Below are 13,591 nucleotides of genomic sequence, written 5' to 3' on the forward strand. Positions count from 1 at the left end.
ATCAGGGCCGGCGGGTGAGGTGCCGGTACGTGACCGCCGCCACCAGGTAGCCGGCCGCGACGGCCACCGGCACGAGCGAGGAGATGCCGGACTCCGGCAGGGTGACGGCGCCCAGCACGAGGGCGAGCACGAACGTCATGTTGAAGAGCGTGTCGTACACCGAGAAGACCCTGCCCCGGTAGTCGTCCTCGACCGTCTCCTGGAGCGTGCTGTCGACGCAGATCTTGACCGCCTGGGCCACGAAACCCAGCAGCAGCCCGACCAGGACGACGACGCCGGGCTCGAACCACAGGCCGAGCGCCACCTGGGCTCCGGCAGCGCCGGTGAGCGCGGCCGGGACCCAGCGGCGGGTCCCGATGCGTCGCACGACCGGGGGCGTGACGACGGCGGCGAGGAGCGTGCCGAGGGCGGCGGCGGCCACGACCTGGCCGAGCCCGAGGATGCCGCCCGGGAACAGGCCGCCCTCGGCCGGGAAGGTGTTGCGGTAGACGAGCAGCGTCATGAGCGTGAAGACGCCGTAGCAGAGCCGGTGCAGGCCGATCGCGATCAGGGCGGCGGCCGCCGGTGGAATGGCGGCCACGTGCCGCGCACCGGCCACCAGGCCGAGCAGGGTGTCCCGAGCACCGGCGCGCAGGGACTGGTGGGCGGTGACCATGTGGTCGGGCCCCAGATGGGCGCGGGAGAAGCCGCTGACGACGGCTGACGCGGCGAGGTACGGGATACCGGCCGCGAGCGCCGTCGCGGCGTATCCGGGGTTCCCGGAGCCGGTCGCCTCCAGCACCAGGATCGCCACCGCTCCCCCGGCGACCGTGGACACCCCGCCGGCCGTCGTGGACAGCGCGTTGGCCGGGACCAGCGAGGCCTCGTCGGTGGTGTGCGGCAGCCCCGCGGACAGCGCGGACAGCACGAACCGGTTGACCGAGAAGACCGCGAGGCCGGCCGTGTAGAAGCCGGCGCCCTCGACGCCACCGAGGATCAGGACGGCGACGACGGCCACCAGCCCGGCCCGGATCACGTTGGCACGCAGCAGCACCTGGCGTCGGCTCCACCGGTCCAGCCAGACGCCGGCGAAGGGACCCACGAGGGAGTAGGGGAGGAGCAGGACGGCGAAACCGGCCGCGATGTCGAGGGGGTCGGCGGCCCGCTGCGGGTTGAACAGCACGGTGCCGGCGAGCGCGGCCTGGAAGACGCCGTCCCCGAACTGGGAGAACAGCCGGGTGCCCAGCAGGCGGCGGAAGTCGCGACGGCGGAGCACGTGCCGGACGCTCGTCTCCACCTGCGGCACGCGATCACCCTAGGTGGGCAGGGAATCCGCGGACCGAGAGCGATCGACCGCCGCCCGCGCACGGTTGGGGCACACTTGTCGGGATGACACCGGTGCCCTCGTCGTCCGACCCCGAGTCCGGCCCGCCCGCGCGGCCCGCGACCGGTCGACGCGCGCCCACGGTCCCCGCGCTGGCGATCGGCTGCCTCGACGACGTCCGTCCGGGGGCCCTGCTCGTGGCGATGCCGGCGCTCACCGATCCCACCTTCGCCGGCACGGTGGTCTACGTGCTCGACCACTCCGAGAGCGGCACGCTGGGCGTCGTCCTCGGCCGTCCCAGCGAGGTGGAGATCCGGGACGTGCTGCCCGGATGGTGCGATCTCGCCGTCGCGCCCGGCGTGTTCCACGTGGGCGGGCCGTGCGAGACGGACACGGCGTTGTGCCTGGCCATCTCCTCGGCCACCGTGGCCGAGGGCGACGGCCCGCTGCGGCGGGTGGCCGGCGACGTCCACCTGGTCGACCTCGACCGCGATCCGGCCGACCTGCAGGAGGAACTGACCGGGTTGCGGGTCTTCGCCGGCTACGCCGGCTGGTCGGCCGGGCAACTCGCCGGTGAGTTGGCCGAGGGAGCGTGGGCGTGCGTGCCCGGCCTGCCGGAGGACGTGCTCTGCCAGGCCTCGGGTCCCGAGCTCTGGCGCACGGTGCTCGGCCGGCAGACCGGCCGCCTCGCCGTGCTCTCGACTGCCCCAGCAGACCCATCCGTCAACTGAGGGTGCCCGGAACGCTCCGGATCTGGTAGGAAGAACGCGGGAGAGGGCGGTCTGGGGAAGAGGCCGCCCTCTCCTGACGTCTTTTCGACGGCGTGCGGCTGCTCGGAGCGCCCCGCTGGTCCCCCGCTCAGATGCCCAGCGTCGCCGCGACGTCCGGGTGCTCGGCCGTCGTGGCCGTCTCCTCGTCGGCCGGTAGGTCGATCCGGCGCATGCCGTGCTCGGAGAGGGTGATGGTGACGTCGAACCCGGCGTCGGCCACCGTGGTGACGAACTGGGTCAGCAGGTCGTCGGATGCGTCGACCGCGACGATCCGGTCGCCGGGCGCTCCGAAGAGGGTGGCCAGCCGGCTGTCGATGGAGCGTTGGCCCTCCCACGTGTAGCCGCCGTCGAGGAAGGCCCGCGGGTCGTCGGCCCGCCGCGCCGACAGGTTCAGCAGCATCTCGGTGAGCACGTCGACCAGCAGCGGGACGCCGTCCCCGGTGCCGGTGGTGACCGGTCGACTCAGGTAGACCGCCTCGGGGGCACCGCTCTCGGCGAGGGCGTCGGCCAGGCCGGGGACGTCACCGACCCAGACCTCCTCGGGCGTGAAGAACAGGGTGCGCACGTCGTCGGCCCGGCCGTCGTCGAAGCTGGTGACCGCCTGCGCCCGGCCGACCGCGTTGCGGAAGTCGACGGAGCCGGTGAGCGTGAGCAGCTCGCCCTCGCCGTAGGGCGCGGTGACGACGAAGTCCGCGCCGCCGCGCTGCTGGTTGCGCTGCAGGAGCGTGGAGAGGGTCTGCGCTTCCTCCTCCGTCACCGGGTCGCCGGCAGTGCGGTCCGTCCCGATGTCGGCGGTGCACCCGGTGACCAGCGCCAGTGCCAGCCCCGCCGCGAGGAGCGGGCGGCGGGCGCGGGGAGGCATGCTGTGCAGCGTAGAGAAAGGATCCCCCGGCCCCCGCCACTCGCACGCTCGCGGCGGGTCCTTGCAGGGCGGTCGCCTGAAGGCATCCGGGACCTGGGACGACGCACGGGCCCGCGTCCTCCGGAGAGGACACGGGCCCGTGCGGATCGTCTGGAGTTCAGCGCTCGATGTCGCCCTTGATGAACGCCTCGACGGCGTCGCGGGCCGCGCTGTCGTCGTACTGCACCGGCGGGCTCTTCATGAAGTACGACGACGCCGACAGGATCGGGCCGCCGATGCCGCGGTCCTTGGCGATCTTCGCGGCGCGGACCGCGTCGATGATGATCCCGGCGGAGTTCGGGGAGTCCCAGACCTCGAGCTTGTACTCCAGGTTCAGCGGGACGTCGCCGAACGCGCGGCCCTCGAGACGCACGTAGGCCCACTTGCGGTCGCTCAGCCACGGCACGTGGTCCGACGGGCCGATGTGCACGTTGCCGACGCCCATGTCGCGGTCGACCTGGCTGGTGACCGACTGGGTCTTGGAGATCTTCTTGGACTCCAGGCGCTCGCGCTCGAGCATGTTCTTGAAGTCCATGTTGCCGCCGACGTTGAGCTGCATGGTGCGGTCGAGCTGGACGCCGCGGTCCTCGAACAGCTTGGCCAGCACGCGGTGGGTGATGGTGGCGCCGACCTGGCTCTTGATGTCGTCACCGACGATCGGCACGCCCGCGGCGGTGAACTTGTCCGCCCACTCCTTGGTGCCGGCGATGAAGACCGGCAGGGCGTTGACGAACGCGACGCCGGCGTCCAGCGCCGCCTGGGCGTAGAACTCCGCGGCGTGCTGGGAGCCGACGGGCAGGTAGCAGACGAGGACGTCGGCGCCGGACTCGCGCAGGGCTGCGACCATGTCGACCGGCTGCTCGTCGGACTCCTCGACCATCTCGCGGTAGTACTTGCCGAGCCCGTCGAGGGTCGTGCCGCGCTGGACCGTGACGCCGAGCGGCGGAACGTCGCAGATCTTGATCGTGTTGTTCTCGCTGGCGACGATGGCCTCGGAGAGGTCGCGGCCGACCTTCTTGGCGTCCACGTCGAACGCGGCGACGAACTCGACGTCGGAGACGTGGTACTCGCCGAAGCGGACGTGCATCAAGCCCGGCACCGACGAGGTCTCGTCCGCGTCCCGGTAGTACTCCACGCCCTGCACGAGCGAAGCAGCGCAGTTCCCGACGCCGACGATGGCGACCTTCACTGATCCCATGGGTTCTCCTTCTCCCTGGACCCCTGGGGTCCGGTGGACGCGGACCGGTTGCGGTCCGCGGATGGCTGAGGAGGGCTGTCGGGCGCCGTTGTCGGACCCGTCGCCTCCCGGCGTTCGGTATCGATCAGTTCGTTCAGCCAGCGGACCTCCCGGTCCACCGACTCCAGCCCGTGGCGCTGCAGCTCGAGCGTGTAGCGGTCGAGCCGCTGCCGGGTCCTCGCCAGTGAGGCCCGGAGCCCCTCGCGCTGCTGTTCGACGGTGCGGCGGCGGCCCTCGAGGATCCGCAGTCGCACGTCGGCGGCGGTGTGCCGGAAGAAGGCCAGGCGGACGCCGAAGAGGCCGCCGTCGTCGTAGGCCTCCGGGCCGGTCTGGCTGACCAGCTCGTGGAAGCGTTCCTTGCCGTCGGCGGTGATCGTGTAGACCACCTTTCCGCGCCGGCCGGTGAGCGGCGGTGCGTCCGCCGGCAGCAGGGCGCGCGGATCGGGCTCGTCGGTGGAGATGAGCCCGGCCGCACGCATCCGCTTCAGCGCGGGATAGAGGGAGCCGTAGGAGATGCTGCGCATCCCCCCGAGCACCTCGGACAGCTGTTTGCGCAGCTCGTAGCCGTGCATCGGGGACTGGTGGAGCAGGCCGAGGATGGCGTACTCGAGCATCCCGCCTCCCTCGGCCGGTGTTCGTGATGTATCGAGACGATACATTGAACCGATGGGTCATCCACAAGGGGAGGCGGCGCGGGCCGTCCGGCAGCAGAGGCATCCGTCGCCGTGAACCCGCCGCCGGGCACGCCCGGTGCGTACATTGGCCGCCGTGCCCGGACGTCGATCCGTCGTGGACTACTCGCTGCAGCGGCGAGCCGTTCTCGCCGACGTGTACGCGGGCCGCACGGGTCTGTTCGAGGTCTGCGACGCCAGTCCCTACCTCTCCCGGGCGGCGAAGTACCACGGCGAGGCGACCTCGGTCGCCTGTCCGGTCTGCCGCAAGGAGCGCCTGACCCTGGTGAGCTACGTGTACGGCGACCACCTCGGCCCGACCTCCGGCCAGGCGAAGACGGAGCCCGAGCTCGTCCGGATGGACGCCGCGCAGGAGGAGTTCACGGTGTACGCCGTCGAGGTGTGCCGCAGCTGCGGCTGGAACCACCTGGTCTCCTCGTACGTCCTTGGTGCCGAGCCCGTACCGGGGCAGCAACCCCGCAGGGGACGGCGCCGGGCGGCCACGGAGTAGATCCCGCCGCCAGGGCGTTCGTCCCGGCGGACCCCTCCGTCACAGCAGCCCCTGCCAGGGGCCGCTGGGCGGTGTCCTCCCCCGCTCCCACAGCTGAAGACGCCACGCTGGCGGTCGGTACACCGGCTCGCCGCTGAAGACTTGACGACAGAGAACTGTCAGAGAGGGGTTCCTTCGTGCCATCCCACGACGAGACCTCGCCCGTCGCCCCGCGCGCCGGATCGGTCCGCCGTCCGCCGCCGGCACGGACGAGGAGCACCGGTGGGGGTGGCGGCCGCGGTTCCGGCCGTCCGCCCGCCGCGGGTCGTGCCCGTACGACGGCCGCCCGCTCGGGCAGCGGCACCCCGCAGCGCGCCGCCGGGAGTCGCCCGGCCGGCGGGCGGCCGGCGGCCAAGGGTGGCAGGCCCAAGGGCTCGAAGGGGACGCGGACGAGGAAGCAGACGCGCAACCGCAGGCTGAAGATCGCCGGGGGGCTGATGGCCGGCATGCTGGTCCTGCTGGGCGTCTTCGTCGGTGTGGTCTACGCCAGCACCGAGGTGCCGAGCCCCGACTCGATCACCACCTCCCAGACGACGGTCATCTACTACTCCGACGGCACCACCGAGATGGCCCGGCTCGGCGACGAGAACCGCACGAACGTCGCCCTGGAGCAGATCTCGGAGCCCGCGCAGAACGCCGTCCTCGCGGCGGAGAACCGCAGCTTCTACTCCGACCCCGGGATCTCGCTGACCGGCATCGTCCGGGCCACGTGGAACAACCTCACCGGTGGCTCGACCCAGGGTGGTTCGACCATCACCCAGCAGTACGTGAAGAACGCGATCCTGCAGAACTCCGAGCAGACGTTCAGCCGGAAGTTCCAGGAGCTGTTCCTGGCCATCAAGCTGGACAACAACTACACGAAGAAGCAGATCCTCGAGAACTACCTCAACACCATCTACTACGGCCGCGGCGCCTACGGGATCGAGGCGGCGGCCAACACCTACTTCGGCGTCCCCGCCTCCGAGCTGACGGCGCAGCAGGGAGCGGTGCTCGCCGTCCTGATCCGGAGCCCATCCCGCTACGACCCCGAGGTCAGCCCCGAGGACGCGCAGGACCGGTGGGCCGGTGTGCTCGACGCCATGGTCGAGGAGGGATGGATGACCGGCGAGGAGCGGGCGGCGTCGGTGTACCCGCCGGTCCTCCCCAAGGCCGCCTCGTCGCTGGGCATGCCCAGCGGCCCGGAGGGCCTGATCGTGGGCCGGGTCCTCGACGAGATGGAGAACGAGCACGGCTACGACGAGCAGCAGATCCGCGCCGGTGGCCTGCGGATCACGACCACGGTCGACCCGGCCATGCAGAACGCCGCGGTGACCGCGGTGAACGAGGTCATGACCGGCGAGCCCGAGGGGCTGCGCGAGGCGCTGGTCGCCCTCGATCCCCGCACCGGTGCGGTGAAGGCCTACTACGGCGGTGCGATCGGTGCCGGCGACGGCGCCATCGACTACGCCCGGGCCCAACGGCAGCCCGGCTCCTCGGTGAAGCCCTACGTGCTGGCCACGGCGCTCGAGCAGGGCATCAGCGTCACGGCCCGCCGGGACGGGAGCTCACCGCAGGAGTTCCCGGACCGCGAGGCCCCCGTGCGCAACTCCGGCGGCGTCTCCTGCGCGGCCTGCACCCTGCGCGAGGCCATCACCCAGTCGTTGAACACCACCTTCTACGGATTGGCCTACGAGGTCGGCCCGGAGAACGTGGCGGAGACCGCGCGCAAGGCGACCGGCCTGCCCGACGTCTGGGAGGAGGGGAGCCAGCTGTTGCTCGGCGTCCCGACGCTGGCCAACCCCACCACGGGGAACGTCGGCTCCTCGATCGGCATCGGTGAGTACGAGATGCGGCCGATCGACCAGGCCGTCGGATTCGCGACCTTCGCCAGCGGTGGCATCCAGCGGGACCCGTACTTCGTCGCACGGGTCGCCGACAACGAGGGCACGGTGCTGCTCGAGAACGCCGGCGACCCGGGAGAGCAGGTCATCGAGCCGGACATCGCCAACGACGTCAGCTACGCGCTCAAGGACGTCGCCTCCTACTCCCGTCGCGCCCTGGACGGCGGCCGGGAGGTCGCCAGCAAGACCGGTACCCAGGGGCTGAACGCCGAGGACAACTCCGACGCCTGGATGGTCGGGTACACGCCGTCCCTGTCGGCCGCCGTCTGGATGGGCAACGACAACCCGAACGACCCGATCGAGAACGCGCGGGGCCAGATCATCTACGGCTCCGGCCTCCCCGGCGCCATCTGGGAGCAGTTCATGAACACGGCTCTCGCCGGCACCCCCGAGGAGGAGCTCCCCGACCGGCCGATCATCGAGGGCGACACCGGCGAGGGCGTCCCCGAGCCCGAGCCGGAGCCGGAGCCCACGCCCGAGGCACCGGCGCCCACGCCGACGCCCACCCCGACCCCGACCCCGACCCCGACCCCGTCGGCGCCGCCCCCGCCCCCGCCCCCGCCCCCGGCCACGTGTGGCGAGGCTCCGCTGCCTGCGTGCGACGAGGAACAAGAGGATCCCCCCACCGAGGAGGGCGTCCCCGCACTTCCCGGCCAGCCGGACCAGGCGGGTCGGCCCGAGAACCCGGACGGCTCGAACGGCTGAGCCGACCAACCCGCGCCATCCCGCACACTGATCGGGTGACCAGCACCTCCACGGACCCCTCCGGAACGTCTCCGGAGGGGTCCGTGCTCGTTCCACGTGGAACGGCCACCCCCGACGCCGTGGTGCCGGCTCGCCCGGACCGGGTGGTGCCCTCCTGGGTCGACCCGGTGGCCGCCCAGGCCAGCGAGGCGGTCGGCGGCCCCTGGGGCCGGCACGCGGTGACCGGCCGGGCGCACTTCTGGACGCCGCTGCGCATCTGCCTGCTGTTCGCCACGTGCGTCCTGGCCATCGCCTGGGCCAAGCAGGCCCCGTGCTCGGCCGGTGACTGGAGCGGCTCGCGCCAGTACACCCACTTCTGCTACTCCGACGCGGTGCCGCTGTTCGGGGGCTACGGCCTCGGGGAGGGCGCGCTGCCCTACCTGGACGCGCGCGTCGAATACCCCGTCCTGACCGGCGCCTTCATGGCGCTCGCCGCCGCCGGCGCGCGGCTGTACGCCCGCGCCGCCGAGGGGGTCGGCCTGCTGCCCGACGTCCCGCTGGTGCAGGGCTACACCGTGCTGACGTACCTGCTGCTGTCGGTGTGCGGGCTGCTCCTGGTGCGCGCGGTGCTCGGACTGGCCGGACGCCGGCCGTGGGACGCCGCCATGATCGGCTTCTCCCCCGTGCTGCTCGTGCACGCCTTCACCAACTGGGACCTGCTGGCTGTCGCGCTGGCCACCTTCGGGATGCTGGCCTGGGCGCGCTCCCGGCCGGTGCTGGCGGGCGTGCTGCTCGGTCTCGGCATCGCCGCGAAGTTCTACCCGCTGCTGCTGCTCGGCGTCCTCTTCGTCCTGTGCCTGCGGGCCGGCCGGTTGCGGGTCTGGGCCAAGACGGTGACGGCCGCGGGCGTGGCATGGGCCGCGGTCAACCTGCCCGTGGCCGCTGTCGCTCCCGACAACTGGGCCTGGTTCTTCGTCTTCAGCCGGGAGCGGTCGGCCAATCCGGAGTCGATCTGGAACATCGCCCTGCACGTGACCGACCACCGCATCCTGGACGGACCACTGGCGGCCGGGCAGACGCCGTCGGTGCTGAACGCGGTCGTCACCGGCTGCCTGCTGGCGCTCGCGGCAGGGGTCGCCTGGCTCGCGCTGGCCGCCCCGGTCCGGCCGCGGGTGGCGCAGCTGGCCTTCCTGCTGGTCGCCGGGTTCCTGTTGCTGAACAAGGTCTGGAGTCCGCAGTTCTCGCTGTGGCTCCTGCCGCTGGCCGTGCTGGCGCGACCGCGGTGGCGCTCCCTGCTGCTCTGGCAGGCCACCGAGGTCCTGGTGTGGGGCGTGACGATGCTGCACTACCTCGGTACGGACAAGCGGGGCATCGAGGTCGAGTGGTTCTTCTTCGGCGTCCTGCTCCGCGACGCCGCCGTCCTCGTGCTCATGGCCCTGGTGGTCCGCGACGTGCTGCGTCCCGATGAGGACGTCGTCCGCACGACCTGGCCGGGCGTGGACGATCCCGCCGGTGGGGTCCTGGACCATGTGCGCGACCGGTGGGTGCTGCGATGGCGCGCCGGGATCAGGTCACCTGATCGTCGGGGGTCCCACCTCGGCGTCGACGGTGAGGGAGGACCCCGAACGGTGCGGTAGGACGTGCGTCAGGTCAGGGCCGCCCGAAGAAGCTGGATCTCCTCGGCGTGGGAGGCGGCGTCGCCGGGGGTCTCGAGGACGACGGGGCAGTCCGCCGAACGGGCGACCTCGATCAGCAGCTCCACCGGGATCTCGCCGTCGGTCAGCGGGGCGTGCCGGTCGCGGCTGGAGCCGTGCGGGTCCCGGCTGTTGTTCAGGTGCACCAGATCCACCCGCCCGGTGATGGCCCGGACGTCGTCCACCGCGGTCGCGAGGTCCCAGCCCGCGGCCCACGCGTGGCACGTGTCGAGCACGAACCCGGCCCCGGACTCGCCGATCGCCTCCCACAGGCGGGCGATCGCATCGAGGTCGCGGGCCATGGCATTCCCGCCCCCGGCGGTGTTCTCGATGAACAGCGGCAGCGGGAAACCGCCGTCCTTCGCCTGGTAAGTGAAGGTCTTGCGCCAGTTGTCGACGCCCACGGCCGGGTCGTCCGTGGCGAGCACGTGCCCGCCGTGCACGACCAGTCCGATCGCCCCGACGGCTGCGGCCGCCTGCGCGTGCTGGGCCAGCAGTTTCCGGCCCGGCACCCGGATCCGGTTGTTCGTCGACGCCACGTTGAGCATGTACGGCGCGTGGACGACCACGACGACGTCGCCCTGCAGGAGTGCATCGGCGTCCGGCCGCGGCTTCGGGCTCTTGTAGCTCTGCGGGTCGGTCAGGAAGATCTGCACGCCGTCGGCGTCCATCTCCGCTGCCCGGGCGAGCGGACCGCCGTCGTCGAGCTCGTCGTCCTCGGTCAGGCCGGGGCCCACGTGTACGCCGATCGGGTGTCGGGCGGGCGAGGGACTCATGACGGCCGACCCTAGTTCTCCGACGAGATCAGGTTTAGCCGTAACCGTCATCACACATCATCGTTCTTGCAGCGTGACGGGGGTTACCCGCCGGTAGGCGGGTGGAGGTCCTCAGCGCACATGGAGGTAGAGCAGACGATGGCAACCGGTCGGATCCGTCGAACCGCGAGGCGCGGCGTCGCAGCCGCCGTCCTCGGCTGGCTGGGTGTGGCGGCCTTCTCGATCCTCGTGGCTCCCACCGCCGCGGCAGCCCCCTCGGCGACCATCGAGATCAGGAACCTGACACCCCCCGCGGCGAGCGTGGATCCGGGCGGCTCGGTCACGTTCGTGAACAAGATCCCGCCGCAGGACAAGACCGGGATCACCCTGCCGCTCGTCGGCAGCCTGTCGGCCACGGTCTTCACCGACGTGTCCGTCAGCTTCTTCGGCCAGCAGCGGAGCCTGGCGCTGGACCAGAGCGCCTCGTGGACCTTCAGCGCGCCGGCCACCACCGGCACCATCACATACACGTACCGGATCGTGCCCCAGGCGGGCCTTGCCGTGGACGTGGCCGATCAGCTCATCACCACGGTGGCCTCGTCGCTCCCCGCGCTGCCCGCCCCCACGCCGTACGTCGTCCAGACGATCGCGCCGGCGGTGCCGAACCTGCCCAGCCTGGGGCTGCCGCCGCTCCCCCAGGTCGACGTGCAATTGCCGCCCGGCCCCGTGCCGCCGGAGGGGCCCGAGCCACCGGTGCCGCCCGGCCCGGAGGGCCCGCCGGCTCCCGAGCCGCCTGGCGGAGACCCGCAGCAGCTGCCCGCGACGCCGGGTGACGCCTACGCCTACGACACCGGCTCCGGTGCTCCCCGGATGGCGCCGTCGGACGTCGTCGCCGCTGCGGCCTTCGACCCCTCGCGCTACTTCGTCCCCGGCCAGAGCCTCGGCGGGGCGGACCGCGCGGGCGGCGGTGGCGGATCCGGTGGTGTCGCGGGCAGCTACGACGGCGCTTCGGTGCCGGTGTTCGGCCAGCTCGCCGGCCTGGACGGCGCCACCCTCGAGGAGGGGGACGCGGTGACCGAGGCCGCCTCGGAGAGGACTGCCACGCAGACCCTCCCCGCGGCCGCGCTGGCCGCCGTCATCGCCCTCGCGGCGGTCACCGCGGCGCTGGTCCGGACCCACCAGGCGTCCCGCGCCACCCGCTGATCCGCGTCGCGGCGGCCGTCGTCCCCACGAGGGACGGCGGCCGCGGTCGCGTCCGGGGCAACCCCTGTGGACGGCGCGGTCAGGGCACGCCCCATGCGCTGGTAGTCTCGTGGTGCGCGTTCCGGTTCTCGTCCGAGTTGGCCGGGGCGCGCGACGCATGTACGACCCTCCTGCTGCAGATGTGCTGCAGCCGCCGAGACCAGAGGAGGTGGGGTTTCTCCATGCGCAATTACGAACTGATGGTCATCCTCGACCCCGAGCTCGAGGAGCGGACGATCGCTCCCTCGCTCGACCGGTTCCTGACCGTCGTCACCAAGGCCGGTGGCACCGTCAAGACCGAGATCTGGGGCCGTCGTCGCCTGGCCTACGAGATCAAGAAGCAGGTCGAGGGCATCTACGCGATCGTCACGATCGAGTCCGAGCCCGCTGCGGTCGCCGAGCTGGACCGCCAGCTGAACCTGAACGAGTCGGTGCTCCGCACGAAGCTGATGCGCCCCGAGGTCCACTGACCATGGCCGGCGAAACCGTCATCACCGTCGTCGGCAACCTGACCGCCGATCCGGAGCTGCGCTTCACGCCGTCGGGCGCTGCCGTCGCCAACTTCACCGTGGCGTCGACCCCGCGCACCTTCGACCGCCAGTCGCAGGAGTGGAAGGACGGCGAGGCGCTGTTCCTCCGCTGCAACGTCTGGCGGCAGGCAGCGGAGAACGTGGCCGAGTCGCTGACCCGCGGCTCGCGGGTCATCGTCAGCGGCCGGCTCAAGCAGCGTTCCTTCGACACGAAGGAAGGCGAGAAGCGCACCGTCATCGAACTCGAGGTCGACGAGATCGGCCCGTCGCTGCGCTACGCCACCGCGAAGGTCACCAAGGCCTCCCGCGGTGAGGGTGGCGGCGGCTTCGGTGGCGGCGGAGGCGGCTTCTCCGGCGGCGGTGGCGGCGGGGGCGGTGCGAGCGACCCCTGGTCGACGCCTGCTGGTCCGTCCGACGAACCGCCCTTCTGATTCTTTCCCGCAAACGTTCCTGTACCTGGAGAAACCCAGTGCCCAAGCCCCCCATCCGCAAGGTCAAGAAGAAGGTCTGCCAGTTCTGCAAGGACAAGGCGACCTACATCGACTACAAGGACACGACGCTGCTGCGGAAGTTCATCTCCGACCGCGGCAAGATCCGTGCCCGCCGCGTCAGCGGCAACTGCAGCCAGCACCAGCGTGACGTCGCCGTGGCCGTGAAGAACAGCCGCGAGATGGCACTGCTGCCCTACACCTCGACGGCGCGCTGATCATGAGCCAGATGAAGCTGATCCTCACGCAGGAGGTCACCGGTCTCGGGTCCTCCGGCGACACCGTCGAGGTCAAGGGTGGCTACGGCCGCAACTACCTCCTGCCCCGCGGGCTGGCCATCCAGGCCACGCGAGGCGCGCAGAAGCAGGTCGAGTCGCTCCGCCGGGCGCGTGCCGCGCGCGACGTGCGCTCGCAGGAGGAGGCGACCGCCCTGGCCGGGCAGCTGTCCGGTCTCACGGTCCGCGTCCCGGCCCGCGCCGGTGCGGGTGGGCGCCTGTTCGGCCGCGTCACCACCGCCGACGTCGCCGCCGCGGTGACCGCCGCCGGCGGCCCGGCGCTCGACCGTCGCCGGATCGAGCTGCCCAGCAGCATCAAGACCACGGGCGAGCACACCGTCACCGTGCGGGTGCACCCCGAGGTCACGACCCGGTTGGCGATCGAGGTCGTCCCCGGCTGACGTCGGCCCACGCAGCACTGCCCGGAAGGGGCGTCGGACTCCGGTCCGGTGCCCCTTCCGGCCGTTCCGGGGGCAGGGTGGCGCCATCAGCCCGCTGAGCCGCTCGTGAGCGCCCCGGGTCGGCGCGGCCGGCACTCGTGGACATCCCGGATGCACCGGCGCTGAGGGCGTCGGCGCTGTCCGGGAGCGCTGTGACACGTGGTGCGCGGC

General features: G+C 72.0%; 14 protein-coding genes. 9 read left to right on the forward strand and 5 right to left on the reverse strand.

The annotated features are described in order from the left end of the window. Position 1 precedes the first annotated feature (1 nt). Positions 2–1,285 carry an MFS transporter gene (locus tag FHU33_RS00415; protein WP_142023578.1) on the reverse strand — a complete coding sequence of 428 codons (1,284 nt, stop codon included), beginning with the start codon at positions 1,283–1,285 and terminating at the stop codon, positions 2–4. An 83-nt stretch (positions 1,286–1,368) separates the two neighbouring features. On the opposite strand from FHU33_RS00415, the gene FHU33_RS00420 reads away from it, so the two are divergent. Beyond that, complete coding sequence (locus tag FHU33_RS00420; RefSeq protein WP_142023579.1) at positions 1,369–2,034, forward strand: YqgE/AlgH family protein; 666 nt, start codon at positions 1,369–1,371, stop codon at positions 2,032–2,034. A 127-nt stretch (positions 2,035–2,161) separates the two neighbouring features. On the opposite strand, the gene FHU33_RS00425 is transcribed toward FHU33_RS00420, so the two are convergent. From FHU33_RS00425 to FHU33_RS00435, 3 genes are all read right to left on the reverse strand, one after another. Further along, positions 2,162–2,935, reverse strand: coding sequence for a hypothetical protein (locus FHU33_RS00425; RefSeq protein ID WP_142023580.1), 774 nt, complete (start codon positions 2,933–2,935; stop codon positions 2,162–2,164). Positions 2,936–3,092: 157 nt separating this feature from the next. Beyond that, the gene (locus tag FHU33_RS00430; protein ID WP_142023581.1) at positions 3,093–4,172 is read right to left on the reverse strand and encodes an inositol-3-phosphate synthase; all 1,080 of its coding nucleotides are present in this window, start codon (positions 4,170–4,172) and stop codon (positions 3,093–3,095) included. After that, entirely contained in the window at positions 4,160–4,825 is a 666-nt protein-coding gene (locus tag FHU33_RS00435; protein ID WP_142023582.1) for a PadR family transcriptional regulator, read from the reverse strand. Before FHU33_RS00435 ends, FHU33_RS00430 begins: the two co-directional genes overlap by 13 nt. Positions 4,826–4,979: 154 nt before the next feature. Here FHU33_RS00435 and FHU33_RS00440 point away from each other — a divergent pair, with 154 nt between their 5' ends. From FHU33_RS00440 to FHU33_RS00450, 3 genes are all read left to right on the forward strand, one after another. Beyond that, positions 4,980–5,393 carry a DUF5318 family protein gene (locus FHU33_RS00440; protein WP_211354946.1) on the forward strand — a complete coding sequence of 138 codons (414 nt, stop codon included), beginning with the start codon at positions 4,980–4,982 and terminating at the stop codon, positions 5,391–5,393. Between the two features lie 176 nt (positions 5,394–5,569). Beyond that, positions 5,570–8,017 (forward strand): transglycosylase domain-containing protein, encoded by a 2,448-nt coding sequence (locus FHU33_RS00445; RefSeq protein WP_246063176.1) that lies wholly within the window; start codon positions 5,570–5,572, stop codon positions 8,015–8,017. A gap of 83 nt (positions 8,018–8,100) precedes the next feature. Beyond that, positions 8,101–9,633, forward strand: coding sequence for a glycosyltransferase family 87 protein (locus tag FHU33_RS00450; RefSeq protein ID WP_142023583.1), 1,533 nt, complete (start codon positions 8,101–8,103; stop codon positions 9,631–9,633). Between the two features lie 8 nt (positions 9,634–9,641). On the opposite strand, the gene FHU33_RS00455 is transcribed toward FHU33_RS00450, so the two are convergent. Continuing rightward, entirely contained in the window at positions 9,642–10,466 is an 825-nt protein-coding gene (locus FHU33_RS00455; RefSeq protein WP_142023584.1) for a deoxyribonuclease IV, read from the reverse strand. A 138-nt stretch (positions 10,467–10,604) separates the two neighbouring features. Here FHU33_RS00455 and FHU33_RS00460 point away from each other — a divergent pair, with 138 nt between their 5' ends. The 5 genes from FHU33_RS00460 to rplI all read left to right on the forward strand — a co-directional run bounded on the left by FHU33_RS00460 (position 10,605) and on the right by rplI (position 13,381). Beyond that, positions 10,605–11,648 (forward strand): hypothetical protein, encoded by a 1,044-nt coding sequence (locus tag FHU33_RS00460; RefSeq protein WP_142023585.1) that lies wholly within the window; start codon positions 10,605–10,607, stop codon positions 11,646–11,648. A gap of 221 nt (positions 11,649–11,869) precedes the next feature. Further along, on the forward strand, positions 11,870–12,157 hold the full coding sequence (rpsF, locus tag FHU33_RS00465; protein ID WP_034952381.1) for a 30S ribosomal protein S6: 288 nt from the start codon (positions 11,870–11,872) through the stop codon (positions 12,155–12,157). Positions 12,158–12,159: 2 nt separating this feature from the next. Continuing rightward, entirely contained in the window at positions 12,160–12,648 is a 489-nt protein-coding gene (locus FHU33_RS00470) for a single-stranded DNA-binding protein (protein WP_142023586.1), read from the forward strand. A gap of 38 nt (positions 12,649–12,686) precedes the next feature. Further along, positions 12,687–12,923: a 30S ribosomal protein S18 gene (rpsR, locus tag FHU33_RS00475; RefSeq protein ID WP_014743489.1), complete on the forward strand. Its 237-nt coding sequence runs from the start codon at positions 12,687–12,689 to the stop codon at positions 12,921–12,923. A gap of 11 nt (positions 12,924–12,934) precedes the next feature. Beyond that, entirely contained in the window at positions 12,935–13,381 is a 447-nt protein-coding gene (gene rplI / locus FHU33_RS00480; RefSeq protein WP_142026863.1) for a 50S ribosomal protein L9, read from the forward strand. Positions 13,382–13,591 lie beyond the last annotated feature (210 nt).

The sequence above is a fragment of the Blastococcus colisei genome (assembly GCF_006717095.1).
Classification (GTDB): domain Bacteria; phylum Actinomycetota; class Actinomycetes; order Mycobacteriales; family Geodermatophilaceae; genus Blastococcus_B; species Blastococcus_B colisei.